27 protein-coding genes and 1 pseudogene are annotated in these 26,261 nt (G+C 71.3%); 18 read left to right on the top strand and 10 right to left on the bottom strand.

Annotated elements, in window-relative coordinates; all coding sequences use genetic code 11:
* Position 1: 1 nt before the first annotated feature.
* From RBXJA2T_RS14520 to RBXJA2T_RS14495, 6 genes are all read left to right on the top strand, one after another.
* Entirely contained in the window at positions 2-1,069 is a 1,068-nt protein-coding gene (locus tag RBXJA2T_RS14520; protein WP_009858159.1) for an alpha/beta fold hydrolase, read from the top strand.
* Positions 1,069-2,532, top strand: a complete 1,464-nt coding sequence (locus RBXJA2T_RS14515; RefSeq protein WP_009858158.1) for a hypothetical protein — start codon at positions 1,069-1,071, stop codon at positions 2,530-2,532. Before RBXJA2T_RS14520 ends, RBXJA2T_RS14515 begins: the two co-directional genes overlap by 1 nt.
* On the top strand, positions 2,529-3,380 hold the full coding sequence (locus RBXJA2T_RS14510) for an alpha/beta hydrolase (protein ID WP_009858157.1): 852 nt from the start codon (positions 2,529-2,531) through the stop codon (positions 3,378-3,380). The genes RBXJA2T_RS14515 and RBXJA2T_RS14510 overlap by 4 nt, the downstream gene beginning before the upstream one ends.
* A 68-nt stretch (positions 3,381-3,448) precedes the next feature.
* Positions 3,449-3,940, top strand: coding sequence for a polyhydroxyalkanoate synthesis repressor PhaR (gene phaR, locus RBXJA2T_RS14505; RefSeq protein ID WP_009858156.1), 492 nt, complete (start codon positions 3,449-3,451; stop codon positions 3,938-3,940).
* 84 nt (positions 3,941-4,024) lie between these two features.
* Positions 4,025-5,413, top strand: coding sequence for a 30S ribosomal protein S12 methylthiotransferase RimO (gene rimO / locus RBXJA2T_RS14500; protein ID WP_009858155.1), 1,389 nt, complete (start codon positions 4,025-4,027; stop codon positions 5,411-5,413).
* 14 nt (positions 5,414-5,427) lie between these two features.
* A complete protein-coding gene (locus RBXJA2T_RS14495; RefSeq protein WP_009858154.1) occupies positions 5,428-6,579 on the top strand; it encodes a PLP-dependent transferase in 1,152 nt (383 codons plus the stop codon).
* 134 nt (positions 6,580-6,713) lie between these two features.
* Here RBXJA2T_RS14495 and smpB read toward each other — a convergent pair whose 3' ends face one another.
* Entirely contained in the window at positions 6,714-7,181 is a 468-nt protein-coding gene (gene smpB / locus RBXJA2T_RS14490; RefSeq protein ID WP_009858153.1) for an SsrA-binding protein SmpB, read from the bottom strand.
* A gap of 43 nt (positions 7,182-7,224) precedes the next feature.
* On the opposite strand from smpB, the gene RBXJA2T_RS14485 reads away from it, so the two are divergent.
* Positions 7,225-7,677: a type II toxin-antitoxin system RatA family toxin gene (locus RBXJA2T_RS14485; protein WP_009858152.1), complete on the top strand. Its 453-nt coding sequence runs from the start codon at positions 7,225-7,227 to the stop codon at positions 7,675-7,677.
* A gap of 16 nt (positions 7,678-7,693) precedes the next feature.
* The gene (locus RBXJA2T_RS14480) at positions 7,694-7,966 is read left to right on the top strand and encodes an RnfH family protein (RefSeq protein ID WP_009858151.1); all 273 of its coding nucleotides are present in this window, start codon (positions 7,694-7,696) and stop codon (positions 7,964-7,966) included.
* Positions 7,967-7,973: 7 nt separating this feature from the next.
* On the opposite strand, the gene RBXJA2T_RS14475 is transcribed toward RBXJA2T_RS14480, so the two are convergent.
* Positions 7,974-8,471, bottom strand: a complete 498-nt coding sequence (locus RBXJA2T_RS14475; RefSeq protein WP_009858150.1) for a DUF4124 domain-containing protein — start codon at positions 8,469-8,471, stop codon at positions 7,974-7,976.
* 111 nt (positions 8,472-8,582) lie between these two features.
* On the opposite strand from RBXJA2T_RS14475, the gene guaB reads away from it, so the two are divergent.
* From guaB to RBXJA2T_RS14450, 6 genes are all read left to right on the top strand, one after another.
* Positions 8,583-10,055, top strand: coding sequence for an IMP dehydrogenase (guaB, locus tag RBXJA2T_RS14470; RefSeq protein ID WP_009858149.1), 1,473 nt, complete (start codon positions 8,583-8,585; stop codon positions 10,053-10,055).
* A 65-nt stretch (positions 10,056-10,120) separates the two neighbouring features.
* Positions 10,121-11,320, top strand: coding sequence for an MFS transporter (locus RBXJA2T_RS14465; RefSeq protein WP_230247885.1), 1,200 nt, complete (start codon positions 10,121-10,123; stop codon positions 11,318-11,320).
* Between the two features lie 79 nt (positions 11,321-11,399).
* Entirely contained in the window at positions 11,400-13,004 is a 1,605-nt protein-coding gene (gene guaA / locus RBXJA2T_RS14460; RefSeq protein WP_009858147.1) for a glutamine-hydrolyzing GMP synthase, read from the top strand.
* Between the two features lie 743 nt (positions 13,005-13,747).
* Positions 13,748-13,981 carry a hypothetical protein gene (locus tag RBXJA2T_RS20195; RefSeq protein WP_138938885.1) on the top strand — a complete coding sequence of 78 codons (234 nt, stop codon included), beginning with the start codon at positions 13,748-13,750 and terminating at the stop codon, positions 13,979-13,981.
* A 107-nt stretch (positions 13,982-14,088) separates the two neighbouring features.
* Positions 14,089-14,607, top strand: a complete 519-nt coding sequence (locus RBXJA2T_RS14455; protein ID WP_009858146.1) for a YqhA family protein — start codon at positions 14,089-14,091, stop codon at positions 14,605-14,607.
* Positions 14,608-14,851: 244 nt separating this feature from the next.
* Complete coding sequence (locus RBXJA2T_RS14450; RefSeq protein ID WP_009858144.1) at positions 14,852-15,286, top strand: tellurite resistance TerB family protein; 435 nt, start codon at positions 14,852-14,854, stop codon at positions 15,284-15,286.
* Between the two features lie 21 nt (positions 15,287-15,307).
* On the opposite strand, the gene RBXJA2T_RS14445 is transcribed toward RBXJA2T_RS14450, so the two are convergent.
* Positions 15,308-16,189, bottom strand: a complete 882-nt coding sequence (locus tag RBXJA2T_RS14445) for a LysR family transcriptional regulator (protein WP_009858143.1) — start codon at positions 16,187-16,189, stop codon at positions 15,308-15,310.
* A 110-nt stretch (positions 16,190-16,299) separates the two neighbouring features.
* On the opposite strand from RBXJA2T_RS14445, the gene RBXJA2T_RS14440 reads away from it, so the two are divergent.
* Genes RBXJA2T_RS14440 through RBXJA2T_RS21030 form a run of 3 tightly spaced genes read left to right on the top strand, consistent with a single transcriptional unit; the run spans position 16,300 to position 18,374 of the window.
* Positions 16,300-16,719 carry a hypothetical protein gene (locus tag RBXJA2T_RS14440; protein ID WP_009858142.1) on the top strand — a complete coding sequence of 140 codons (420 nt, stop codon included), beginning with the start codon at positions 16,300-16,302 and terminating at the stop codon, positions 16,717-16,719.
* Between the two features lie 51 nt (positions 16,720-16,770).
* Entirely contained in the window at positions 16,771-17,763 is a 993-nt protein-coding gene (locus RBXJA2T_RS14435) for a TerC family protein (protein WP_009858141.1), read from the top strand.
* A complete protein-coding gene (locus RBXJA2T_RS21030; protein ID WP_029718470.1) occupies positions 17,760-18,374 on the top strand; it encodes an exopolysaccharide biosynthesis protein in 615 nt (204 codons plus the stop codon). Before RBXJA2T_RS14435 ends, RBXJA2T_RS21030 begins: the two co-directional genes overlap by 4 nt.
* 612 nt (positions 18,375-18,986) lie before the next feature.
* Here the strand turns inward: RBXJA2T_RS21030 and RBXJA2T_RS20775 are convergent.
* The 7 genes and pseudogenes from RBXJA2T_RS20775 to RBXJA2T_RS14405 all read right to left on the bottom strand — a co-directional run.
* Positions 18,987-19,994, bottom strand: a pseudogene (locus RBXJA2T_RS20775) (PepSY-associated TM helix domain-containing protein); the annotation flags it as partial.
* A gap of 70 nt (positions 19,995-20,064) precedes the next feature.
* Positions 20,065-20,355, bottom strand: coding sequence for a hypothetical protein (locus tag RBXJA2T_RS14430; protein ID WP_009858139.1), 291 nt, complete (start codon positions 20,353-20,355; stop codon positions 20,065-20,067).
* The gene (locus tag RBXJA2T_RS14425) at positions 20,342-20,626 is read right to left on the bottom strand and encodes a hypothetical protein (RefSeq protein WP_009858138.1); all 285 of its coding nucleotides are present in this window, start codon (positions 20,624-20,626) and stop codon (positions 20,342-20,344) included. Before RBXJA2T_RS14425 ends, RBXJA2T_RS14430 begins: the two co-directional genes overlap by 14 nt.
* Complete coding sequence (locus tag RBXJA2T_RS14420; RefSeq protein ID WP_009858137.1) at positions 20,623-21,549, bottom strand: alpha/beta hydrolase; 927 nt, start codon at positions 21,547-21,549, stop codon at positions 20,623-20,625. Before RBXJA2T_RS14420 ends, RBXJA2T_RS14425 begins: the two co-directional genes overlap by 4 nt.
* 5 nt (positions 21,550-21,554) lie before the next feature.
* On the bottom strand, positions 21,555-23,960 hold the full coding sequence (locus tag RBXJA2T_RS14415) for a TonB-dependent receptor (protein WP_009858136.1): 2,406 nt from the start codon (positions 23,958-23,960) through the stop codon (positions 21,555-21,557).
* Positions 23,961-24,075: 115 nt separating this feature from the next.
* A complete protein-coding gene (locus tag RBXJA2T_RS14410) occupies positions 24,076-25,149 on the bottom strand; it encodes a FecR family protein (protein ID WP_009858135.1) in 1,074 nt (357 codons plus the stop codon).
* Between the two features lie 44 nt (positions 25,150-25,193).
* On the bottom strand, positions 25,194-25,679 hold the full coding sequence (locus RBXJA2T_RS14405) for a sigma-70 family RNA polymerase sigma factor (RefSeq protein WP_009858134.1): 486 nt from the start codon (positions 25,677-25,679) through the stop codon (positions 25,194-25,196).
* A gap of 180 nt (positions 25,680-25,859) precedes the next feature.
* Between RBXJA2T_RS14405 and RBXJA2T_RS14400 the strand changes: the two genes are divergently transcribed.
* A partial coding sequence (locus RBXJA2T_RS14400; protein ID WP_009858133.1) for an HMA2 domain-containing protein occupies positions 25,860-26,261 on the top strand: 402 nt, incomplete at its 3' end.

The following is a 26,261-nucleotide window of genomic DNA, read 5'->3' as shown; positions in this document are numbered from 1 at the left end:
CATGCCGCACGCGCTGGTCCGCGGCGCGCGCCTGAACGTTCTCCAGGTCGACGAGCCGCAGCACACCCACGGCGCCGCACGCGAGCACCTGGTGATGGTGCACGGCCTGGCCGCGAACATGGCGTTCTGGTATCTGCCGTACGCGCAGGCCTTCGCCAAGCGCTACCGCGTCACGCTGTTCGACCTGCGTGGCCACGGCCGCTCGGAGATGACGCCCGACGGCTACACGCCGCAGGCGCTGGGCCAGGACCTGCTCGGCCTGATGGACGCGCTGGGCATCGCCCGCGCGCACCTCGTGGCGCACAGCTTCGGCGGTGTCGTCGCGCTCAACGCCGCCTGCAGCGACCCGGCGCGTTTTGCCAGCCTGGTGCTGTGCGACACCCACATCTCTGCCGTGCGCCGCCACGCCGTGCCGCGTGAATGGAGCCGGCGCGCCCACGTGCAATCGGTGCTCGACCGCCACGGCCTGGCGCTCGACACGCACGACCCGTACTTCGGCCACCGCCTGCTGACCGAGGTCGCGCACCTGCAGCTGCGCCACGAGCCGGTCGGCGAGGACCTGCTCGCGCTCGTCGGCCCGATGCTCGGCCGCCAGGGCCAGCGCACGGCGGCGCAGTGGGTCAAGCTGATGGACGAGACCGCCGCCGGCACCCAGCTGATGGGCGACGACGGGCTGACGCTGGAGTCGCTGCGCCGGCTGCTGTTCCCGATCCTCGCGCTCTACGGCGACCATTCGCAGGCCCGGCTGACCGGCGGCGAGCTGCTCGAGGTCTGGCCGCACGGCGAGTTCCGCCGCGTGCGTGACGCCGGCCACTTCTTCCCGGTGTCGCGGGCCGCCGACGTGATGCACGAGTGCGAACGTTTCTGGCGCGGCGACTACGCGCGCCGCCCGGTCGTGCGCTCGGGCGAGGAGCAGCGCCGCCACTTCCGCAGCGACCGCGTCTTCAAGATCGACGGCGCCTGGCATTTCAGCACCCGCGAGCGCGGCCATGTCGGCCCGTATGCGACGCCCGACGAGGCGCACGAGGCGCTGGCCCGCTACATCTCCGAGATGGCGGTGACGCTCTGATGGCTGCAGCCAACCGGCTCGGGATCTGGCCCGGGCTCAACCGGCGTGACTTCCGCTGTGTCGCCCGCGGCGGTTTCGGCGACGGCAACAACGCCTACGCGCACTCGATGGCCTGGTTCAACGGCCATCTCTACGTCGGCACGACACGCGGCAACTTCCCGTTCATGAAGTCGCGGCTGCCGATCGCGATGGACGTCTGGCCGGTCGAGTGCCCGGAGAACCCGTTCGAGCTGGACATGCACGCCGAGATCTGGCGCTACGACCCGCTCGCCGACGAGTGGGAGCGGGTGTTCAAGTCGCCGACGATCATCGGCAGCCACGGCAAGCCGATCCCGCGCGAGCTGGGGCTGCGCGGCATGCTCGTCTACTCGGGCCGCGGCGTCGAGCCGCCGGCGCTGTTCGTCAGCACCTGGTCGCCGGCGCGCGGGCCGGGGCCGCACCTGCTGCGCTCCGAGGACGGCCGCCGCTTCGAGCCGACCTGCGAACCCGGCCTCACCGGCCTGCCGGTGACGACGATCCGCACCGTCACCGAGTTCAAGGGGCGGCTGTTCACGACGCCGGCCGGCTCGCGCGGCGGCAACCCGAACATCTCCGCGCACTCGGTCGTCTACGAGAGCGCCGACCCCTCGCACGGCGGCTGGGAGCCGGTCAGCGACTTCGGCTTCGGCGACCCGGGCAACAAGACGATCTTCGAGATGTGCGGCTTCGGCGACCATCTCTACGTCGGCACCTTCAACCTCGAGGGCTACCAGGTCTGGCGCAGCCCCTGCGAAGGCGAGAAGCCCTACGTCTGGGAGAAGGTCATCGAGCGCGGTGCCGGCCGCGGCAAGCTCAACCAGTGCACGCTGTCGATGCTGCCGTTCAAGGGCGCGCTCTACATCGGCAGCGGCATCCAGGGCGGCGGCATCGACACCGCCAACAAGGTCGGCCCGGCGCCGCCGGAACTGGTGCGGGTCTGGCCCGACGGCTCCTGGGACCTGCTGGTCGGCGATGAGCGCGACACGCCCGACGGCCGCAAGATCCCGCTGTCGGGCTACATGCCCGGCTTCAACAACTTCTTCAACGGCTACTTCTGGCGCATGGTGGAGCACGACGGCTGGCTCTACCTCAGCACCTTCGAGTGGAGCACGCTGGTCGGCTACGCCAACCGCAGCCGCTGGCCGGAGGCCTTCGCCAACGTCATCAACCACGTCGGCGCGCAGGCCATCTTCGACCACCACTCGGGCTTCGACCTGTATCGCAGCTTCGACGGCGAGAACTGGGTGCCGGTGACGAACAACGGCTTCGACAACCCGTACAACATGGGGCTGCGCACGCTGGTGTCCTCGCCGTACGGGCTGTTCTGCGGCACCGCCAACCCCTTCGGGCCGAAGATCATGCCGCTGGGTGGCGACCGCTACGTGCCCAACCCGCGTGGCGGCTGCGAGATCCACTTCGCCGCCCACGAGGCGCTGAAGCGGTGAGCCCCGACACCGGCGGCTGGCTGCGGCGGCGCGACAGCGCCGAGCCGCCGCCTCCGCTGCCGCCGGGCACCGTGCTCGACGCCGACCTGGCCTACGGCCGCTGGCCGGCGCAGCGCCTGGACGTCTACCGCCCGGCCAAGGCCCGGCGCGCGCCGGTGCTCGTCGTCGTGCACGGCGGTGCCTGGATCACCGGCGACAAGCAGCAGCCGCAGGTCGTCGGCCACAAGCTGGCGCACTGGGGGCCCGAGGGCTGGATCCTCGTCGCGCTGAACTACCGCCGCCTGCCGTGGGCCGACCCGCGTGAGCAGGCGGCCGACGTCGCGCGTGCGCTCGCCTTCGTGCAGCGCGAGTGCGCCGGCTGGGGCGGCGACGCCGCGCGCATCGTCGTGCTCGGCCACTCGACCGGCGCCCACCTGGCGGCGCTGGTGCTGGCCGACACGGCGCTGGCCGCCGACGCCGGCTGCAAGCCGCCGGCCGCCGCGGTGCTGGTCGACAGCGCGGCGCTCGACGTCGTCGAGGTGATGCAGGGTGCGCACCTGCCGCTGCACGACCGGGCCTTCGGCGATGCGCGCGAAGGCTGGGAAGCGGCCTCGCCCTGGCACCGCGCGGCGACGCTGACGGCGCCGCCGCCGGTGCTGCTGGTGTGCTCGTCGCTGCGCGAGGACTCGGTGCGGCAGTCGGAGCGGTTCGCCGCCCGGCTCGTCGAGCGTGGCGGCCGCGCGCGGGCGCTGCCGATGGCGCTGACGCATGCCGAACTCAACGAGCGCCTGGGCCAGGACGGCGAGCTGACCGAGGCAGTCGATGCCTTCGTGGCGGAGGTCTTCGCGCCGCCGGCGGCCGCAGGGTAAACCGTGGCGGTGCGGTCGCGGCGCGCTTCTAGAATCGACGCTCGACCCACCGACAGGAGCCTTGCCGCATGCCCACGTCCCGCCGTGCTCCGGCCGCCGACGCCAATGCCCAGCCCGGACCGAGGACGCTGAAGAAGTACCCCAACCGGCGCCTCTACGACACGCGCAGCAGCAGCTACATCACGCTGGCCGACGTCAAGCGCATGGTGATGGGCGGCGAGCAGTTCGAGGTTCGCGACGCCAAGACCGGCGACGACCTGACGCGCAGCATCCTGCTGCAGATCATCCTCGAGGAAGAGTCGGGCGGCGTGCCGATGTTCAGCACCGAGATGCTGGCGCAGATCATCCGCTTCTACGGCAGCGCGATGCAGGGCCCGATGGGCGCGATGCTCGAGCAGAACCTGAAAGCCTTCGTCGAGATGCAGCAGCAGTTCGTCGGCGGCAAGCCGCCGGTGTTCCCGAACCTGATGACGAGCTACCTGGACCAGTCGCGCGCCGTGTTCGAGGCGATGCAGGACCAGATGGCGGTGTTCGGCCGCTTCCCGCCCGGAAAGCGCTGAGGCCGGGCCTGTGACGCCGGAAGGCGTCCTGGGCCTGCCGAACTTTCACGGTCGGGGTGCCGGCGGATTTGGGAAAATCCGCCGATGCAAGAAACCGTTCCGACCGTCGCCTTCGCCTCGCTGGGCTGCCCCAAGGCGCTGACCGACTCCGAGCTGATCCTCACCCAGCTCGCCGCCGAGGGCTACCGCACCTCGAAGTCCTTCGCCGGCGCCGACCTCGTCATCGTCAACACCTGCGGCTTCATCGACGACGCCGTCAAGGAGAGCCTGGACACGATCGGCGAGGCGCTGGCCGAGAACGGCCGCGTCATCGTCACCGGCTGCCTGGGCGCACGCGCCGGCGACGACGGCGGCAACATGGTGCAGCAGGTGCATCCCAAGGTGCTGGCCGTCACCGGCCCGCACGCGACGCAGGAGGTGATGGACGCGGTGCACCGCCACGTGCCCAAGCCGCACGACCCCTTCGTCGACCTGGTGCCCGAAGTGCGCGCCGAGTTCCGCGGCGAAGCCGGCATCAAGCTGACGCCGCGCCACTATGCGTACCTGAAGATCAGCGAAGGCTGCAACCACCGCTGCAGCTTCTGCATCATCCCGACGATGCGCGGCGACCTCGTCTCGCGCCCGGTCGGCGAGGTGCTGAGCGAAGCGAAGGCGCTGTTCGAGAACGGCGTCAAGGAGCTGCTGGTCGTCAGCCAGGACACCGGCGCCTACGGCGTCGACGTCCAGTACCGCACCGGCTTCTGGGACGGCCGCCCGGTGAAGACCCGCTTCGCGGACCTCTGCGAGCAACTGGCCAGGCTGGCCGAGGCGCACGGCGCCTGGGTGCGGTTGCACTACGTCTATCCGTACCCGCACGTCGACGACGTGCTGCCGCTGATGGCCGAAGGGCGCATCCTGCCGTACCTGGACGTGCCGTTCCAGCACGCGCACCCGGATGTGCTGAAGCGCATGAAGCGCCCGGCCAGCGGCGAGCGCAACCTCGAGCGCCTGGCGCGCTGGCGCGAGCTGTGCCCCGAGCTCGTCGTGCGGTCGACCTTCATCGCCGGTTTCCCCGGCGAGACCGAAGCCGAGTTCCAGACGCTGCTGGACTTCGTCGCCGAAGCGCAGATCGACCGCGCCGGCTGCTTCGCCTACTCGCCGGTGGCGGGCGCCCCGGCCAACGAGCTGCCGGGCGCCTTGCCCGACGCGGTGCGCGAGGAACGCCGCGCGCGTTTCATGGAAGTCGCCGAGGCGGTGTCGGTGGCGAAGCTGCAGCGCCGTGTCGGGCAGACGATGCAGGTGCTGGTCGACCACGCGCCGGCGCTGGGCCGCAAGGGCGGTGTCGGCCGGAGCTATGCCGACGCGCCCGAGATCGACGGCAGCGTGCGCCTGCTGCCGCCGCAGAAGGCCTCGCGCACGCTGAAGGTCGGCGAGTTCGTGCGCGCGCGCATCGTCGCCGCCGAAGGCCATGACCTGATCGCGATGGCGCTCTGACCCCCCGAAGCTCCATGACCACCAAGCTGATCCACCATCCGTACCGTCCGCCGGCCGGCTTCGACGCGCCGCAGGTCGGCGTGCACAAGGCTTCGACGGTGCTGTTCCCGGACGTCGCGGCGATGCGTGCACGCGACTGGCGCCACCGCAACGGCTACACCTACGGCCTGCACGGCACGCCGACGACCTTCACGCTGGAAGAACGCATCGCGACGCTGGAAGGCGGCACGCACTGCGTGCTGGTGCCCAGCGGGCTGGCGGCGATCGCGCTGGTGAACATGGCGCTGCTGAAGACCGGCGACGAGCTGCTGCTGCCCGACAACGTCTACGGCCCGAGCCGTGAACTGGCGCGGCGGGAAATGGCCGCCTGGGGCATCACGCACAAGCTCTACGACCCGATGGACCCGGCCTCGCTGGCCGCGGCGATCGGTCCGGCGACGAAACTCGTCTGGCTGGAGGCGCCGGGCTCGGTGACGATGGAGTTCCCGGACCTGCCGGCGCTGGTCGCCGTCTGCCGCGAGCGTGGCGTGACGACGGCGCTGGACAACACCTGGGGCGCCGGCCTCGCGTTCTGCGGTTTCGACCTCGGCATCGACGTCGTCATGCAGGCGCTGACCAAGTACCCCTCGGGCGGTGGCGACGTGCTGATGGGCTCGGTCGTCACGCGCGACGCCGAGCTGGCCGACCGCATCCACATGACGCACGGCCGGCTGGGCTACGGCGTCGGCGCCAACGACGCCGAGGCGATGCTGCGTTCGCTGCCCTCGCTGTCGCTGCGTTATCACGCCGCCGACGCCGCCGGGCGCGAGCTTGCCGCCTGGTGCGCGACGCGGCCCGAGTTCACGCGTGTGCTGCACCCGGCGCTGGCCGGCGCGCCCGGTCACGAGCACTGGAAGACCAGCTGCCGCGCCGCGGCCGGGCTGTTCTCGGTCGTCGTCGCGCCGCGTTTCACCAGCGCCCAGGTCGACCGCTTCATCGACGCGCTGCAGCTGTTCGGCATCGGCTACTCGTGGGCCGGGCCGATGAGCCTGGTCGTGCCCTACGACCTGAAGCAGATGCGCGCCAGGCCGGCCTACGACGGCACCGTGGTGCGCTTCTCGATCGGCCTCGAAGAGGTGGCCGACCTGAAGGCCGATCTGGAGCAGGCGATCGCTCTGCTGGGCTGAGCGGCCCGCTGCCGCCGAAGGCCGGGGTCAGGTCTCGAAGGCCGGGGTCAGGTCTCGCAAGACCTGACCCCGTCTTGCGGTGGCTCGCCCCTTCGGCTGGCGCGGACCGTCCACCGGACGGCCCACGTCCCGCCTCAGTCCTTCGCCGGCCCCGACACCTTGTGCCGCATCAGCCGGCCCTTCTCGCGTTCCCAGTCGCGCTTCTTCTCGGTGTCGCGCTTGTCGTGCTGGGCCTTGCCCTTGGCCAGCGCGATCTCGGCCTTCACGCGCCCGCCCTTGTAGTGCAGGTTCAGCGGCACGAGGGTGAAGCCCTTCTGCTCGACCTTGCCGACGAGACGACGGATCTCGTCCTTCTTCATCAGCAGCTTCTTCGTGCGGTCGGGCTCGGGCAGCACGTGCGTGGACGCCGAACGCAGCGCGTTGATGCGGCAGCCGATGAGGAACAGCTCGCCGTCGCGGATCAGCACGTAGCCGTCGGTGAGCTGCACCTGGCCGGCGCGGATGGCCTTGATCTCCCAGCCCGACAGCACGATGCCGGCTTCGTACTGCTCCTCGATGTGGTACTCGAATCGGGCGCGGCGGTTTTCTGCAATGTTGGCCATGGAGTCGTCGTGAAGGGGTGGCCCCCTACAATCGAAGCATTGTATGAAGCACGTGAAGAAGTCGGTCCTGCTGTGGTACTCCCCGAGGGAGATGTACGACCTGGTGACGGACGTCGCCCATTACCCGCAGTTCCTGCCCTGGTGTGACCGCGCCGACGTGCTCGAGACGCACGACGACGGCGTCACCGCGCGCCTGGGCATGCACTACATGGGGGTGAAGCACGCCTTCACCACCCGCAACGAGAACACGCCGCCCGAGTGCGTGCTGATGAAGCTCGTCGACGGGCCGTTCTCGCTGCTCGAAGGCACCTGGCAGTTCCTCCCGCTCGGCCGGCCGGGCAGCGAGACCCAGGCCTGCAAGGTCGAGCTCGACCTGCGCTACGCCTTCGCCGGCAAGACGCTGGAGGCGGTGGTCAGCCCGGTCTTCGACCGCGTCGCCAACACGCTGGTCGACTGCTTCGTCAAACGCGCCGAATCGGTCTACGGCGCACGCTGAGCGCGCCCGGTTCGTGATGCGCGTCGAAGTCGTCTACTGCCCGGCGCCGCACGCCGTCGACCGCGTCGAGCTGGAACTCGCCGACGGCGCGACGCTGGCCGAGGCGCTGCACGCCAGCGGCCTGGCCGAACGCCACGGCCTCGTGGCCGAGACGCTGGACGCCGGCATCTGGGGCCGCGTGCAGCCGCCGCAGACCGTGCTGCGCGACGGCGACCGTGTCGAGCTGTACCGGCCGCTGACGGTGGACCCGAAGGAAGCGCGCCGGCTGCGTTACCGCGGCACGCGCTGACGCCGCGTCATTCGCAGTCCGAGGCGATGATGCCCTCGGCGCGCCGCGACTCCTCGGCGCGGCCCTTGTCGTCGAGGATCTCGCGTTCGCCCTTCTCGTTGAGCCGCGCGATGCGCTGGCCGCTCTGCAGCCCGGCGAGCTGGGCCTTGGCGCGGCGGCAGTTCTCGGCGCGCGCCTGAGCGACGCGCTCCTGCTCGGCCTTGAGCTTGGCCTGCTGCTCCTGCTCGGCGGCGCGGCGGCGCTGCTCGAGCACCGGGTCGACCCGGGGCGCGGCCGGTGCCGATGCGGCACTGGCGGCCGCCGGCGGCGGCAGCGGGCGGCGGGCGTTCGACGGGCGCTGGACGATGTCCTTGTCGGCCACCTCGCGCGGCGGCGGCAGGTCGCTGGCGGTGATCTGGCCGTTGCGGTCACGCCAGATCCACTGCGCCTGCGCGCTGCCCGCCAGGGCGAGCAGGCAGGCGGCAACGGCCAGCGGCAGCAGCGGGGACGGACGGGCGATCGGCATCGGGGCAGTGTAGTGCGCCCGGCGGCGCGTGCATTTGACGCAAGCGCGACTCCGGCGGAGGGTGTCGACTCCTACCTATAATCCGCTTTTGCGTCTGGAGCTCCCCTCAGCATGCGCCTACTCGGCAAAGCGCTCACCTTCGACGACGTGTTGTTGGTGCCGGCGTACTCCCAGGTGTTGCCCCGCGACACCAGCCTCAAGACCCGTCTCTCCCGCAACATCGCCCTGAACCTGCCGCTCGTCTCGGCAGCGATGGACACGGTGACCGAAGCGCGCCTGGCGATCGCCATCGCGCAGGAGGGCGGGATCGGCATCGTCCACAAGAACCTCACGCCCCGGCAGCAGGCGGCCGAGGTCGCGCGCGTCAAGCGTTACGAGTCGGGCGTGCTGCGCGACCCGATCACGGTGACGCCCGAGACCACGGTGCGCGAGGTGCGCGAGCTCTCGCGCCAGCACGGCTTCTCCGGCTTCCCGGTGCTCGAGGGCCCGAAGGTCGTCGGCATCGTCACCAACCGCGACCTGCGTTTCGAGACCCGTCTGGACGCCCCGGTGCGCGAGGTCATGACGCCGCGCGAGCGCCTGGTCTGGGTCGGCGAGGAAGCCTCGCTGGACGAGGCCAAGGCGCTGATGCACCGCCACAAGCTCGAGCGCGTGCTCGTCGTCAACGAGGCCTTCGAGCTGCGCGGCCTGATGACGGTGAAGGACATCACCAAGCAGACCGACTTCCCGAACGCCGCGCGCGACAGCCACGGCAAGCTGCGCGTCGGCGCTGCCGTCGGCGTCGGCGAGGGCACCGAGGAGCGGGTCGAACTGCTGGTCAAGGCCGGCGTCGACGCGCTCGTCGTCGACACCGCGCACGGCCACAGCGCCGGCGTCATCGAGCGCGTGCGCTGGGTGAAGAAGAACTTCCCGCAGGTCGACGTCATCGGCGGCAACATCGCCACCGGCGCCGCCGCGCTGGCGCTGGTCGAGGCCGGCGCCGACGCCGTCAAGGTCGGCATCGGCCCGGGCTCGATCTGCACGACGCGCATCATCGCCGGCGTCGGCGTGCCGCAGATCACCGCGATCGACAACGTCGCCACCGCGCTGCGCGGCAGCGGCGTGCCGCTGATCGCCGACGGCGGCATCCGCTACTCGGGCGACATCGCCAAGGCCATCGCCGCCGGCGCCAGCACGGTGATGATGGGCGGCATGTTCGCCGGCACCGAGGAAGCGCCGGGCGAGGTCATCCTCTACCAGGGCCGCAGCTACAAGAGCTACCGCGGCATGGGCTCGATCGGGGCGATGAAGGCCGGTTCGGCCGACCGCTACTTCCAGGAGAACGACGAGTCCGCGAACCCCAACGCCGACAAGCTCGTGCCCGAGGGCATCGAGGGCCGCGTGCCGTACAAGGGCTCGATGCTGTCCATCGTCTACCAGATGGCCGGCGGCCTGCGCGCCTCGATGGGCTACTGCGGCTGCGCGACGGTCGAGGAGATGGCCAGCCGGGCCGAGTTCGTCGAGATCACCGCCGCCGGCATTCGTGAGAGCCACGTGCACGACGTGCAGATCACGAAGGAAGCGCCGAACTACCGCATGGAATGAGCGGTCCCGAGACGTCCCCCGCGCCGGTGCACCCCGGCGGCCGGCCGGCAGCGATGCGTTTCATCATGCTGGTCGTGCTCATCGACATGCTGGCGGTGGGCGTCATCTCGCCGGTGCTGCCGGCGCTGGTCGGTGTCTTCACCACCAGCCCGGCGGAGCAGACCTACTGGTACGGCGTCGTCGCGTTCTCGTACGCGGTGGCGTGTTTCATCGGCGCGCCGATCCTCGGCGCGCTGTCCGACCGCTACGGCCGCCGCCCGGTGCTGCTGCTGGGCTTCTGCGGCCTGGCGTTCAACTTCTTCGTCACCGCGCTGTCGACGTCGATCTGGATGCTGGTCGCGTCGCGCATCGTCGGCGGCGCGATGCAGGCCAACGCCGCGGTGGCCAACGCCTACGTCGCCGACATCACGCCGCCGCAGGAGCGTGCCAAGCGCTTCGGCATGCTCGGCGCGATGTTCGGCATCGGCTTCATCCTGGGGCCGGTGATCGGCGGCCTGCTCGGCGGCATCGACCCGCACCTGCCGTTCTTCGTCGCCGGCTCGCTGGCGCTGATCAACCTGGCTTACGGCTACTTCGTGCTGCCGGAATCGCTGCCGCTGGACAAGCGCCGGCCCTTCCATTGGAAGCGCGCCAACCCGCTGTCGGCGCTGAAGGAGCTGGCGCAGCTCAAGGGCGTCGGCCTGCTCGTCGTCGTGCTCGCCTGCGCCGCGCTGGCGCAGTTCTCGCTGTACACGACCTGGGTGCTCTACACGACCTTCAAGTTCGGCTGGGGCCCGACGCAGAACGGCTGGTCGCTGTTCGCGATCGGCGTCGTCTCGGCGATCGTGCAGGGCGGGCTGCTGGGCCGGCTGCTGAAGCACTTCGGTGCGCCGCGGCTGGCGGTGCTGGGGCTGCTGTCGTCGACGCTGGCCTTCGTCGCCTTCGGCCTCGTCACCGAGGGCTGGATGATGTACGTCGTCATCGCCGCCAACATCCTCGGCAACACGATCACCGCGGCGCTGCAGGGCCTGGTGTCGGGCGCGGCGCAGCACGACAACCAGGGCCAGACGATGGGCTCGGTGAGCTCGCTCAACAGCCTGATGGCGGTGGTGGCGCCGACGCTGGCGGCACCGCTGCTGGGCCTGGTGTCGCACCTGCCGCAGGGCGACTGGCGCATCGGCACGCCGATGTTCTTCTCGGCGGTGCTGCAGGCCCTGGCGCTGGCCTTCGCGATCGCCCATTTCCGCAAACAGCGCCGAGCGCGGCTGGCCACCCACGCCGCGTGACCGACTCCCGCCTGCCTCGCCGCCCCGTCATGCCAGACGCGGTGCGCGCGGCGGGCCTTCTTCGCTTCAGAGCCCGACGATGCACGACAAGATCCTCATCCTCGACTTCGGTTCGCAGGTCACCCAGCTGATCGCACGTCGCGTGCGCGAGGCGCACGTCTACTGCGAGATCCACCCGAACGACGTCTCCGACGCCTTCGTGCGCGAGTTCGCGCCGAAGGCGATCATCCTGTCGGGCAGCCACGCCAGCACCTACGAGGCCGAGGACCTGCGCGCGCCGCAGGCGGTGTGGGACCTGGGCGTGCCGGTGCTGGGCATCTGCTACGGCATGCAGACGATGGCCGCGCAGCTCGGCGGCGCGGTCGAAGGCGGCAAGACGCGCGAGTTCGGCTACGCCGAGGTGCGCGCCCACGGCCACACCCGGCTGCTCGACGGCATCCAGGACTTCGCCACGGCCGAAGGCCACGGCATGCTGAAGGTCTGGATGAGCCACGGCGACAAGGTCACCGCGCTGCCGCCGGGCTTCAAGCTGATGGCCAGCACGCCGAGCTGCCCGATCGCCGGCATGGCCGACGAGGCGCGCGGCTACTACGCCGTGCAGTTCCACCCCGAGGTCACGCACACCGTGCAGGGCCGCGCGCTGCTCGAACGTTTCGTGCTGCAGATCGCCGGCGCCAAGCCCGACTGGGTGATGCGCGACCACGTCGAGGAGGCGGTGGCGCGCATCCGCGAGCAGGTCGGTGACGAGGAGGTCATCCTCGGCCTGTCCGGCGGTGTCGACTCCAGCGTCGCCGCGGCGCTGATCCACCGCGCCATCGGCGAGCAGCTGACCTGCGTCTTCGTCGACCATGGCCTGCTGCGCCTGAACGAAGGCGACATGGTGATGGACATGTTCGCCGGCAAGCTGCACGCGCGCGTGATCCGCGTCGATGCCAGCGAGCTGTTCCTCGGCGAACTGGCCGGCGTCTCCGACCCCGAGGCCAAGCGCAAGATCATCGGCCGCCTGTTCGTCGACGTCTTCAAGGCCGAGGCCGCCAAGCTGAAGGCCGGCACCGAGGGCCACAAGGGCGCGACCTTCCTCGCTCAGGGCACGATCTACCCCGACGTCATCGAGTCGGGCGGCGCCAAGACCAAGAAGGCGACGACGATCAAGAGCCACCACAACGTCGGTGGCCTGCCCGAGCAACTGGGCCTGAAGCTGCTGGAGCCGCTGCGCGACCTGTTCAAGGACGAGGTGCGCGAGCTCGGCGTGGCGCTGGGCCTGCCGCACGACATGGTCTACCGCCACCCGTTCCCGGGCCCGGGCCTGGGCGTGCGCATCCTCGGCGAGGTGAAGAAGGAGTACGCCGACCTGCTGCGCCGCGCCGACGCGATCTTCATCGAGGAGCTGCGCAACTTCCGCGACGAAGCCAGCGGCAAGACCTGGTACGACCTGACCAGCCAGGCCTTCACGGTCTTCCTGCCGGTCAAGAGCGTCGGCGTGATGGGCGACGGTCGCACCTACGACTACGTCGTCGCACTGCGCGCCGTGCAGACCAGCGACTTCATGACGGCCGACTGGGCCGAGCTGCCGTACGCGCTGCTGAAGAAGGTCTCCGGCCGCATCATCAACGAGGTCCGCGGCATCAACCGCGTCACCTACGACGTCAGCAGCAAGCCCCCCGCGACGATCGAATGGGAATGACGCGGACGTGAAGACGTGCCTGCGCACGTCTTCACGCCTCGTCATTGCCCTAGCGCTTGCAAGCGCTAGGGCCGGGATGCGTGGTCAACCGAATTCGCGCCTGCGCGCGTCCTGTCGCCTCGTGACTGCCTTCGGGCCTGCAAGCCCGAAGGCCGGGGTGCGCGGCCAGAGCCTTGCGTGCCTGCGCACGTCTTCCTGCCTCATCACGGCCCGCGCGCCTGCAAGCGCGCGGGACGTGAGCCGGGAGGATCCGCAGGCGTTCCCGGACGTGTGCGGGGCTGACCGCCGCACCTCACTGGCGAGGACTCGGCTTGCCCGGGCGCTCGGCGCTGGCGGGCGCATCAAGGCGGTCGAGGCGCCGGGACGCCGCGCGGCGTCGCCGCTGGGCTGGCGCGTCGCGCCTCGACCGGGGTGGGCTTGGCGCGCGCTCAGAACCCGGCTTCGCGCACCCAGGCTTCGGACACGCGCCGCCATGCGCGTCCGGCGAGGCTGGCCGGCTCGTCGCCCACCGTCGTGGCCACCGCCAGGCCGGCACTTGCGTGCGGAGTTCCATCGCTTGCGGGGCAGAGAAACAGCCGGGTGCCGGAAGGTTCTGGAAAATCAGAATTTCAAGAACGAGAACATCGGCTAAACCTGAACGTTGAACCGGCATTCGGCCGCAGACTTCGGGCTTCGTTGGCGTCACCCGGCTCGCGTTGCAGGACGAGAGCCCTTCGGAACGCCATCTTTTGGAGAAGCACCGGATGCCCAACACTCGACCCGCCAATGCCGTCCGAACGGAGTTCGCCACGGACTCCCGGGTTCGGTCCGGTCCGCCCGGCTCGGCGAAGCTGCTGAATGGTGGCGTCCGCGTCTTCCGGCGGCCACCGGCCGTATCGGCCGGCGGGGCGCGCCGGCTCGCGCTGCACGCCGCCCCGGACGTCGATCGCAAGGAGGGTGAGCACACCGGCCTCGGCGATCTGCCGCGCCACGACTGAGATCGTCTGCCGCAGCCTGTCTCTGCCGGCCGGCCGTCCTGGCCCGGAGAACTGCGGCAGGCCCGCTGTTCGACGTCACCCTCCGCTGGGTCTCAAGGTATCCAACCATGGAAAAAGTGCTCTCGGCCGTCGGCTCGCTGCTCTACGGCATGCGGTTCACCATGCTGTTCTTCTACGCCGGCCTGGTCACCATCATCCTGGGCGTCCTGGGCAAGTTCTTGCTCGAGACCTACAAGCTCATGAGCACCTTGCTGTTCGGAGAGCTCGAGAAGATCGACCTGATCATCAAGGTGCTCGAACTGGTGGACATGACGATGGTGGCGCAGCTGGTTTGGGTGGTGGCGCTCGCCGGCGTGTCGCTGTTCGTGACCACGGGGCACTTCGACACCAAGGACATGAAGAAGCCCGACTGGCTGGACCACGTCAACACGTACAACCTCAAGCTGAAGCTCGCGTTCGCCATCATCTCGATATCCGGCGTGCATGCCTTGAAGACGTACCTGAGTGGCGATCTGAGCCTGGAGAACATCCAGGTCGTGACGCTGGTGGCGGTCATCCACTTCATGTTCGTGCTTTCCGCCATCGGCATTTCGTTCGCAGAGCGGTTGACCCGGGATACACCCTGACAACACCTGGCTCCATGGTCGGTTGGGTTCGTTTTTCCCTGAGTTGAAGCTCCTGAATCGTTGCTTCTTTCGAAGTTTCGGCGGGCGCACATTCCTCTCTGCCATCACTCCCGGAGTCACCCGCCGTGAAGCTCTTCCTGCCTCTTGTCGCCCTCGTGCCGGGCCGGCGCAGTCTCGGTCGGGACGATTGAGTCCGGAAGCCCGATCGACAACCCGGACAGGACCATCTCAACGGAGACTTGCCGTGCGCAGCTACCCCCACAACAGCCCCGAAGCCGCGGCGCGCATCGTCGCGCTGGTGCTCATCTCCGACGGCCACGTGTGCAGTTCCGAGTTCGACATCCTCAAGCGCTTGGGCGCGGAGAGCGAACTCGGGCTGGAGCCCCAGCTCCTGCCGCACATCGTTCACACCTTGTGCGAAGAACTGCTGGCGGGCGGGTACGAGACGGGGTCGCTGATGGGCAACGTCGACGACAGCGCCTTGGCGTCGTTGATGGCCGAGATTTCGGACCCGATGCTGCAGAGGACGGTGCTGCGCCTGTCCCTGGCCGCGGCGCGGGCCGACGGCCACCTGGCCGACGGGGAGTCCATGGTGGTCGAGGCCGCGCGCCGCCATTGGAAGCTGCTCGATGGGGAGGGGCCGGGCTCCTCGAACCCGGCCCAGCGCGAAGCGGCCTGATCCGGTCCGATCAGCACGGGTTCAAGAGCGAGCCGCGGCCAGCACCTGCATCACCAGAGGGTGGTGCTGGCCGCGGCGCGAGCGGATGGCGTGGATCTCCTCCTTCACGCCGTCGCTGCGGCCCAGCGGGCGAAGACCGCGCAGCAGGCCGACGTCGTCCGCACCGAGCCGGCTGACCGGGAACACGCCCAGGCCGCGAGCGGCGAAGACCGCCAGCAGCGCGCTGTCCTCGAACTCGCCGACGATGCGCGGCCGCAGCCCCTGCGTCTCGAACCAGTGGTCCAGCATCGTGCGCAGCGCCGAATGCCCCGTCGGCAGGAGCACGGGCAGGTCGTTGAGGCTGTGCGGAAAGCGCTCGCGCTCGGTCCTGCCGACCAGCTTCGCCGGTCCGTACCACTCGACGGTCGAATCGACGAGCTTCTCGCTGGTCAGGCGCAGGTTCGGGTTGCGCGGTGCCGCCTGCCCGGCGAACACCACATCCAGGTGATGGAGCGCCAGTTCGCCGAGCAGCTGCTCGATCTCGCCTTCGTGGCATACGAGCCGAAGGTTGGCGGTGCCCAGCACGGGCTCGAGCAGCGCATGGGCGGCCAGCTTCGAGATCCCGTCGGACAGCCCCACCGTCAGCCGGGCCACCTTGCCGCTGGCCGCCTCTCGCACCTCGTCGGGAATGCCCTGGCCCAGCTGGAAGATCTCCTCGGCGCGGGCGAAGGCGGCCTGGCCGGCTTCGGTGAGCGCCACACCGCGTCCCGCAGGCTTCAGCAGCTGATGGCCGAGGGCCTTCTCCAGTTCGCGCACCTGCGCGCTGATCGTCTGCACGGCCATGTCCAGCCGCTCGGCGGCCCGGGCAAAGCCGCCTTCCTTGGTGACGACCCAGAAGTAGTGCAGATGGCGGTAGTTCAGCATGCGACCTCCGATTCCGGAAAACCGAAATATAGGTTCGCTTCGTTCTGGTTTGTTCGAACTTGGACCATCCCCACACTTCCGCCGTCCGATCACTCCAACGTCCGCCCGCCATGTTCCACGTTCTCAGTTGGTTTGCCGTCGCCTCGCTGCTGGCGCTGTGGTCCCTGGCGGCCTGGGCGTTGCACGCCGTCGCCGTCTGGTCCGTCTCCAACGCGGGGGAGCTCTCCGGTGTCGCCTCGGGCGTCGGCACCATCGCCTTGCCGGACTGGCTGGCCGCGTGGCTGCCGTCGGAGACGGTGCAGGCGCTGACCCAGATGCTGGCGGGGCTCGGGCCGCTGGTCGACAGCCTGCTGCAGGCTGCGCCTGCCCTGGCGGGCGGGCTGACCGTCTTGGCCTGGGTGACCTGGGCCTTCGGCGGCGTTCTCCTGCTGCTTCTGGGCGCCGGGCTGCACCTGCTCATCACGCTCTGGCAGCGCCGCAGCCGCGGCGGCAACGGCCCGAGCGGCGGGCCTTCGCTGGTGTCGCGCTGATCACGCAGGCGCCACGCTCGCCTCGGCAGCATCCACTCGAATCAATCCGCCATGGACGTCCTGCTTCCTTTCGTCACCGCCGACTTCATGGGCAAGCCCGCGTGGGTCTGGCTCGCCTTCGTCGGCATCGTCATCGCGCTGCTGGCGTTCGATCTCGGCGTCCTGCACAAGGACGACCACGAGATCGGCGTGCGCGAGAGCCTGCTGCTGTCCGCCGGCTACATCGGCGTGGCGCTGCTCTTCGGCGCCTGGGTCTGGTGGTACCTGGGTGCGCAGAGCGGGATGGACTACTACACCGGCTTCATGATCGAGAAGTCGCTGTCGATGGACAACGTCTTCGTCATCGCGCTGATCTTCACCTTCTTCGCCATCCCGCGGCAGTACCAGCACCGGGTGCTGTTCTGGGGCATCCTGGGCGTGATCGTGCTGCGCGCGATCATGATCGGCCTGGGGGCGACGCTGGTCAGCCAGTTCAGCTGGGTGCTGTACCTGTTCGGCGCCTTCCTGATCTTCACCGGCATCAAGATGTGGGTCATCGCCGACCACATGCCGGACATCGCGAACAACCCGCTGCTGAAGTTCCTGAAGCGGCACATGCGCGTGACCGACGGGCTGCGTGGCAACGCCTTCTGGGTGCGCGAGACCGACCCCGCGACGGGCCGGCTGGAACGTTTCGCGACGCCCCTGTTCCTGGCCCTGGTGCTGGTGGAGTTCGTCGACCTGATCTTCGCGGTCGACTCGGTGCCGGCGATCTTCGCCATCACCACCGACCCCTTCATCGTCTACACCAGCAACATCTTCGCCATCCTGGGCCTGCGGGCGCTGTACTTCGCGCTGGCGGCGATGATCCACCGCTTCAAGTACCTGAAGTACGCGCTGGCCCTGGTGCTGGTCTTCATCGGCAGCAAGATCTTCCTGGTGGGCATCATCGGCAAGGTCCCGGCGGTGATCTCGCTGAGCGTGACCTTCGGCCTGATCGCCGGCGGCGTGCTGGTGTCGCTGTGGAAGACCCGCGGGCAGCCCGCGGTCGCCGAGTCCGCATGACGCCGCCGATCGTGCAGCGGCTGCGCGATGCCGCCGCCGCCCTCCAGGAGGAGCGTGTGTCGATGCGCACGATGGCGCAGGTCCACGGGCCTGACGCCCACGGCACGCTGCTGCTTCTGCTGGCCATGCCCTGTCTGCTGCCGGTGCCCGGTGTCGGCACGGTGCTCGGCGTGGGGATGGCGGCGCTGGCGGTCGCCATGTGGCGGGGCCACGGTGCGCCGTGTCTGCCGCCACGGGTGGCCGAGCTCGAACTGCCGCTTCGTTGGGCCCGGCGGGTGCTGGTCGGGCTGGCGTCGGCCTATGCCGTGGCGGGCCGTTGTGCCAGGACCCGATGGAGCCACCTGGCGCTCGCCGGCCGGCGATCGGCGACGGCGCTCGCCGTCGGCTCGATGGCCGCCATCGTCGTGATGCCGATTCCGTTCGGCAACCTGCTGCCGGCCGTCGCGCTGATGTTCATCGGCCTGGGGCTGGTGTTTCGCGACGGGGTTGCCGTGATCCTGGGGCTGCTGATGTCGGGGGTGGCCCTCGTGGTCACGACCGGCCTGCTGCTGATGGCCTGGGCCTGGGGCGGCGAATGGATCCTGGGCTGGGTTCTGTCTGGACGGGAGTGAACCCGGGCAGCCCTGCGGAGCCTGGGCGCGGCAGGGCCGGCCCGTCTTCAGCCCTCGCGCCCCGCCGTCGCCGGGACCTGCGCTGCCGTCGGCGCCGCCTGTGACGCCGCCCAGACGCTGGGCGCCGGCCCGTGGTGCACGCGCCGCGCCGTGGCGCGCGCCATCCAGGCCAGCAGCGCCGCCCCCGGCGGCGGCCGTCAGGTCGACCGCCAGCGCCGCGCCCGAGGCCGGCGCCCAGGGGCCGAGCCCGGGCGCCAGCGCGCCGAGCAGCGAACTGGCCGGGATCGCCGCCGTCAGCACGACGGCTGCCCACAGCAGCTGCACCGAGCCGCGTGCGCTGCCGCGCCAGAAGGCCCAGCCGATCGCGGCGAAGAACACCGCGTAGTAGGTCCAGCGGTGGCCGGCGCCGACGTCGTCGACCAGCCCCGGCAGCCACTTGGCCGCGGCGATCGTCGCCGAGATCCCGCAGACGCTGCCCAGGCAGACGCCGATCGTCGCCGCGGCCATCCAGCGCGTGCGCCGCGGCGGCTCGGCGCCGCGTTTGCGCCGGCTCTCGATCCACAGCAGGTTGCCGCTGTAGAACAGCCAGGCGCCGGCCAGGCCGAGCACGAAGTACAGCCATTTCACCGGGTCGCCGGCGAACGAGGCCATGTGCAGCGCGAAGATGCTGCTGATGACGGTGTTGGGCGCCGACTGCTGGCCGGGCAGGGCCTCGCGCCCGACGATGCGCGCGCTGTACGGGTCGACGACGACGAAGCCGCCATGCGCGCGCGGTGCCACCGCGCTCTCGTCCTGGCCCCAGACGCGCACCGCGGCGCGGGCCCCGGTGGGCTGCTGGTACTGCATCGCCGTCGGCACGAAGCCCGGCGCGACCTGCGCGACCGCTGCCAGCAGCTCGGCCGGCGGGCGCATCGCCGCCGCGTCGCGCGGGGCGGCGCCGTCGGCGGCCGGCGCGCGCTGGAAGGCGGTGGCGAGCCGGCCTTCGTGCAGCAGCCGGTCCTGCAGCGCGTAGAGGCCGTCGTGGAAGGCGAAGACCACCGCCGTCAGCGCCATCACGACGTGAAACGGCAGGCTGACGATGCCGACGACGTTGTGCGCGTCCAGCCACATGCGCTTCAGGTTGGGGCCGACGCGCAGCGCGAAGAAGTCCTTGACCAGCGACGGCAGCAGCACGATGACGCCGGACACCAGCGCCAGCGCGTACAGCGCCGACACCACGCCCATCACCCAGCGGTTGGGGTCGTTGTCCACCGGCAGGCCGACAACGCGGTGCAGCACGTCGATGAACTGGCCCAGCTGCGTCGGAGCGGCCGGCTGGGTGACGGCCCGGCCCTCGGCGTCCAGCGTGGCTACGAAGTGGCGCAGGTGGCGGTGGTCGTGGTCGTCGGCCTCGGCGTCGCGCACCGTCCAGCTCAGCCGGCCGGGCACGTTCTCGGTGTCGCGCAGATGCAGCGTGAAGCCGCGTGCGGCGGCCGGCTCGGCCTGCAGCGTGCGCAGGATCAGCTCCTGCGCACGCTCCAGCGGCACCGCCGCCTGCTGCGCCGGCGGGCTCGCCCAGCGTGCCAGCGGCTCCTTGAAGACGGTGAGGGCGCCGGCATAGAAGGCGATGAACAGCGCCATGCCGGAGACGATGCCGGTCCAGGTGTGGACCGACTTGTAGATGCGCAGGACTTCGGCTCGCATGGCGGGATCAGGCAAGGAACTGGCGCAGCAGCGCCCAGGCACCGAAGACGGCGAGGTTGGCCAGGGCCAGGCCGCGCCAGGCGCGCCAGCCGTCGGCGAAGAAGTAGCAGCCCGACAGCGTGCCCAGCCAGATCGGCGCCACCATCCACATCGCGAGCTGGGCGCGCACCGGCAGCGGCAGCGCCGCGGCCAGCACGTCGAAGATGGCGCTGCAGCCCAGCGCCAGCGTCAGCCCGAGCAGGCTGCCGGCCAGCGTCTTGGCCAGCCAGTCGCGGCGCATCGTGTCAGCGCGGGCCATCGCCGGGGCTCCGGTAGGCGGCCCGCAGCGCGCCCAGGTAGGGCGGCAGCGTCAGGCTCAGCATCAAGGCGGTGGCGAAGCAGAAGGCCGCGGCCAGCGGCTGCAGGGCCTGGCCCATCGCCGCCAGCGCCAGGCACCACAGCGCCGCCGCGGCGGCGCGTGCCGGGCCTGCCGGCCAGGGCCGCCGGCGCCATTGCTGGTGCGGCGAGGCCAGGTACAGGCAGGCGCTGCCGGCCAGCGTGGCGGCCAGTCCCGCGAGCGTGAAACTCATGAAGCGTCCTCCTGGCGTGCGCCGGAGGCCGGCGCCGCGGGTTGGTCGAGAAAGAACTGCAGGCCGCGCGACAGCGCCGGCAGCCACACCCAGCCGTGGTTCTCGCCGTCGAACTCGTGGAAGGCGAAGCGCCCCTGCCAGGCCGGCAGCGCCTGCAGCCGCGTGGCCAGCGCCCGCGCTTCGCCGACCATCGAACGTTCGGCCAGCAGCGCCAGCCGCTCGGGCGACAGCCGGCCCGGCGGCGGCGTGTCCTCCAGCGCGCCGACGCTGAGCTGCAGCCGCGGCACGGCCGCCGGCGGCTGTAGCAGCCCGTCGAGCACACGCCGGCCGTTCCACCAGATCGACGGGCTCGACGCGACGAAGGTCGTGAAGCTCGCCGGCCGCGTGAACGCCGCGTGCAGCACCAGCAGGCCGCCGAAGGAGTGGCCGAACAGCGCCTGGCGCTGCGTGTCGACCGGGTGGCGGGCGGCGATGCGCGGCTTCAGTTCGCGTTCGACGAAGTCGAGGAAGCGCTCGGCGCCGCCTTCGCGGCCGGCGGCGCCGGGCTCGGCCACGCCGACGGTGTAGTCGCGCCGGCGCGCCGCGACGTCGAAGTCGGCGTCGCCGGGGTAGCCGATGCCGACGACGAGCAGCGGCGCCTGCCCGGTGACCTCGCGCCGCGAGGCCACCGAACGCGCCAGGAAGGCGGCCACCGGAAACGCGGCGTTGCCGTCGAGCACGTAGAGCACCGGATAGCCCGCGGCCGGCGCAGGCGCGTCGGGCTCGGAGACGAAGATGCGGTAGCGCGGCCCGCTGCCCTCGGCCGCCATGTCGAACTGGCGTGCGCCGGGCAGTTGCACCGGCGTGTCGGCCGCCGGCGCGGCGCCGGCGGCCAGCACCAGCGCCAGGCCGGCGAGCGCGCGCTTCGGGGTCGTCGCGTGCACGGCGCTCAGAAGTCCACCGTCACCGAGGCCGCGACGCTGCGCTTGGCGCCCAGCGTGGCGATCGGCGTGCTGTCGCTGAAGCTGCCGGCGTAATAGTGGCGGTCGAACAGGTTGTTGACGCCCAGGCGCCACTGCGTCGGCCGCCCCATCAGCTCGGTGGCGTAGCGCGCGCCGACGTCGATCTGGCTCCAGCCGGGGATGCGCTGGGTGTTGGCCTGGTCCAGGTACTGCTCGCCGGTGGCCGTGAGGCGCGTGCTGAGCGTCAGGCCCTGCAGCCAGGGCGTGTCCCATTCGGCGCCGAGGTTGCCTTGCCAGCGCGGCGTGCCCACGGCGTCGTGGCCGTCGTTCTGGCCGAAGGCGGTCCGGGTCAGCTTGCCCTGGTTGTAGCTGATGCCGCCGAGCACACGCACACCGGCCATCGGCTCGCCGAAGGTGCTCCATTCGACGCCGCGCACGCGCTTCTCGCCGTCGTCGCTGTAGGTCGGCGCCAAGGGATCGCCGGTGGTCACCAGCACCGGCTTGCCGATCTCGAACAGGCTCACGGTGTTGGTGAAGCGGCCCGTCGTCCACTTCACGCCGAGCTCCTTCTGCTCGGTCTTGTACGGCGCGAAGACCAGTTCCTTGCCGCCGTTCAGCGCGGCGCTGACGGTGTCGCCCTTGCTCAGCCCCTGCACGTAGTTGGCGTACAGCGAGACGTCCTGGCCCCAGGGCTTGGCGACGACGGCGACGGCCGGCGTCAGCGCGCTCTTGTCATAGTGCGCGGTCACCGCGCCGGCGGGGTTGAAGCTGCGGGTCTCCACGCCCTGGTGGCGAGCGCCCAGCGTCAGCCGCAGGCGGTCGTCCAGGAAGGACAGGGTGTCGACCAGCGCCAGGCTGTCCAGCGTCGTCTCGCCGGTCTTGGGCGCCGTGCCCGGCACGGCCACCATCGTCGGCGTGATCGGGCGATAGATGTTGGAGCTGAAGCTGGCCATGTTGACCGCCGAGCCGTCCTCCTGATCCAGCCGCGTGGCGTGCAGCACCAGCTCGTGGCGGACGCCGGCCGTGGCGAAGCGTCCGCGCAGCCCGGCCTCGGCGGAGACGGTGTCGCTGTAGCCGCGCTGGCCGACCATGCGGCCGCTGTAGTCGCCGTTGGCGGCGATCTGGCGCGCGTGCGTGCCGTTGATGAAGCCGGCGTAGTCGTGCTCGCGCCGGCCGACGCCGGCGAAGGCATCGAGCTGCTCGTGGATCGTGTACTCGGCGCGTGCGATGACGGCCTGGCTCTTCAGCTCGCCCCAGCCGTTGCGGAACTGGTTGGTGCTCGGGTCCGGCGCGCCGGGGATGTCGGTCGTCGCGAACCAGTACATCGCCGGCGTGCCGCCGTCGAACTTCTCGGTGCTGGTGTAGGCGTCCAGCGTGGCCGTCAGCGCCTCGCCGCGGAAGTCCAGCGCAGCCGACAGGAACTCGCGCTTCTTGCTCTGCTCGTCCAGCGTCGTGTCGCCGTCGGCGTAGGCGGTGTTGACGCGCAGGCCCCACTGCTTGTGCTCGCCGAAGCGCCGGCCCAGGTCGAGCGCGAGTTCGGCCTGAGAGTCGGACTGCAGGCCGAAGCTCGCACGCGTCAGCGGCTCGTCGCCGGCGCGTTTGGGCACCAGGTTGACGACACCGCCGACGCCGCCGCCCGGCGGCATCCCGCTGAACAGCGCGCTCGGGCCCTTCAGCAGCTCGACGCGTTCCAGGGCCTCCACCGGCGAGTGGCCGACCGGCGCCAGGCCGTACATCCCCTCGATCGCCAGGTCGCCGGCGTTGACGTCGAAGCCGCGCACGCGGAAGTTCTCGTAGGCGTGGCCGGCCGAGGTCGTGAAACGTGTCGCCGGGTCGTTGCCCAGCACTTCGGCCACGGTGCGCGCCTGCTGCTGCGCGATCAGTTCGGCGGTGTAGGCGATGGTGCTGAACGGCGTGTCCATGACCGACAGGTTGCCCAGCGCGCCGACGCGCGCACCGCGCGCGACCTGGCCGCCGGCATGCGGCGCCGGCAGGTCGCCGGCCAGCGCGCCGGCGCTGGCCTTCACCGCCGGCAGCGCCGACTCGCGCACCGCGTCGGCCGGCTTGACGACTACACGCCTGCCGTCGATGTCGGCCGCCAGGCCGCTGCCGGCCAGCAGACGCTGCAGCGCCTGTTCCGGCGTCAGCCGGCCCGAGACCGCGGGCGCCGTCCGCCCGGCGACGGCATCGGCCGGGAAGCTGAGTTGCAGGTCGGCCCGGCGGGCCAGTTCGTTGAGCGCCTGGCCCAGCGGCTGGGCGGGCAGCTCCAGCGCCAGCGGCGCGGCCGCGGTGGCGCCGGTCTGGGCGTGCACGGGCACGGAGGTCGCCAGGTTCAGGACGACGGCGGCGGCCGCCAGGGCCAGGGGGGCAGGGGTGAATCGCGCTCGGCGCATCGGAGAGTCCTCTTGCGGTGTCTTCTGGGCCGGGCGCCGGATGGCCGCCCCGCTCCTGCCGATGCAGACGCACGGCCGCCGCGAACCCTCACGTCACGAATGAGAATATTTCGCGTTACCTCGCGTGACCTGATCGGAGCGGCCGTGCCGGATGCGCGACGAGCTCCAGCACGCCGTCGTGCGGCCGCAGCCGCACCGGCAGCAGCTCGGGCAGCGTCTCGGCGAAGCGCCGGGCGTCGCCGACACGCCAGCTGCCGCCGACCGGCAGCGCGCCGACCGCCGGGTCGCGCACGACGACGCCGGTGGGCCCGTAGCGCTCGAACTCGGCCAGCGCCTGGGCCAGCGGCACGCCGTCGAAGGCGATGCGGCCTTCGCGCCAGGCGGCCGCGTCGGCGCTGCTCAGCGGCCGCGCCGGGCCGGGCCTGCCGTCGCCGCCGGAGCTCAGCCGCTGTCCGGCGTGCAGCTCGACCACCGCGTCCGGCGCGGCGCCGGCCTGCGGCGTCACGCGCACCCGGCCTTCCTCGACCTCGACCACCGTCAGCCCGGCGTCCAGCCCCGCACGCGTGTGGCGCACCGTGAAGCGCGTGCCGGTGACGACGACGTCCAGCGTGCCGGCCCGCACGTGGAACGGGCGCCGCGCGTCGGCGTGCACGGCGAAGGCCGCGCGGCCCTCGTGCAGCCGCAGTTCGCGCCGGTCGCGGTACAGGCGCACGTCGAGCCGGGTCGCGCTGTCCAGGCGCACCCGGCTGCCGTCGGTCGCGGCGTCGGGCAGCGTGACGGCGAGCTGCTCGCCGCGCTGCGTGGCGTAGTGCTGCTCGAAGCGCGGCTGCCGCGTCCAGCGGTCCCAGGCCGTCCAGCCGACGCCCAGCGTGGCCAGCGCCAGCGCCGCGCCCAGCATCCGCTGCAGCCGCCGCGCCGGGCGCGGCGGCACGGCTGGCGGCGGTCCACCCGGCGAGACGTGCACGATTCCGGCACGCAGCCGTGCGACCTCGTCGGCCGGCAGCGTGGCCACGTGCTCGAAGGTCGTCTCGAGTTCGGCCAGGGCCTGTGCGTGGCGCGGGTCGGCGTCCAGCCAGGCCTGCAGCGCGCGGCGGCCGTCGCTGTCCAGGCCGCTGCGCCGGCGCACGGCCCAGCGCGCCGCGGCGTCGTCGTGGGTCGCGGGCGGCGGGGCGTCGGGCGGTGGCGGCATCGGGCAGTCCTCGTGACCGTAGACGCACGAACGGCCCGTTTCCCTCACCCCCCGGCCCGCGCGGCGCGGCAGGCCAGCAGCCCGCGTGCGACGTGTTTCTCGACCATGCTGACCGAGATGCCCATGCGTTCGGCGACCTGGGCCTGGCTCAGCTCGTCGAAGACGTGCAGCACGAAGGCCTCGCGGCAGCGTGGCGGCAGCGCCTCGATCGCCGCCAGGCAGGCCTGCACGTCCTGGCGCGAGGCCAGCGCCTCGTCGGGCCGCGACTGCGGCGGCGCGCTCGGGTGCTCCTCCTCCGCCAGTTCGTCCAGCGCCTCGTGGCGGCGCAGCGCGGCGCGGCGGTGGCGGTCGACGACGAGGTTGCGCGCCGTGCGGTAGAGCAGGGCGCGGCCGTCCAGCACGGCCTGGCCACCTTGCTGCAGCCCGAGCACGCGGGCGTAGCTCTCCTGGGCCAGGTCGGCCGCGGCATGGCGGTCGCCGACCAGGCCGGCGAGGAAGTTCAGCAGTTCGCGGTAGTGACGCTCCAGCACGGCCGTTCTCGTCTGACGGGGCCCGGCACCGGCGGGCAGGAGACTGGCGGCGGCTGGTCTGAGGTGCGTTAAATAGGAATTATTCTTATTATGCAGCTTCGATGGCCGCCGATCGAGCCTCGGGCGCCGGCCTTGACACAAACGAGCCGTCCGCGCGCCTTCAGGCCGTACAAACCGACCATGGACACCGCCCACCACGCTCCGATCGTCTCGTCCCTGCCGGGGCGCCTGCGCCTGCGCGACGCGCGGCTGCGCCGCGATGCGCTGCGCGAAGCGGTGCTGGCGCGGCTGGACACGCTGCCGGCGCTGCGCACGCTGCGCGCCAACGCGGCGGCCGGCAGCATCGTCGTCGAGTACGACGGCACGCGTGTCGGCGAGGCGCTGATGTGCCGCGAGGTGCTGGACGCCGTCGCGCCGTGGCTGGCGGCTCCGGCCACCGCGGCGCCCGCCGCCGTGCCCGCGCCGCCGCGCCGTGCCAGCCGCCGGCGCCAGCTCGCCCGCGCCAACAACCTCGGCATGCTGGCCAGCCTCGGCGGCTCGCTGGCGCTGGCCGCGGCCGGCGCCAAGAGCGCGCACGTCGCC

Source organism: Rubrivivax benzoatilyticus JA2 = ATCC BAA-35, from assembly GCF_000190375.1.
GTDB classification, from domain to species: domain Bacteria; phylum Pseudomonadota; class Gammaproteobacteria; order Burkholderiales; family Burkholderiaceae_C; genus Rubrivivax; species Rubrivivax benzoatilyticus.
This window is presented reverse-complemented; position numbering and strand designations above follow the sequence as displayed.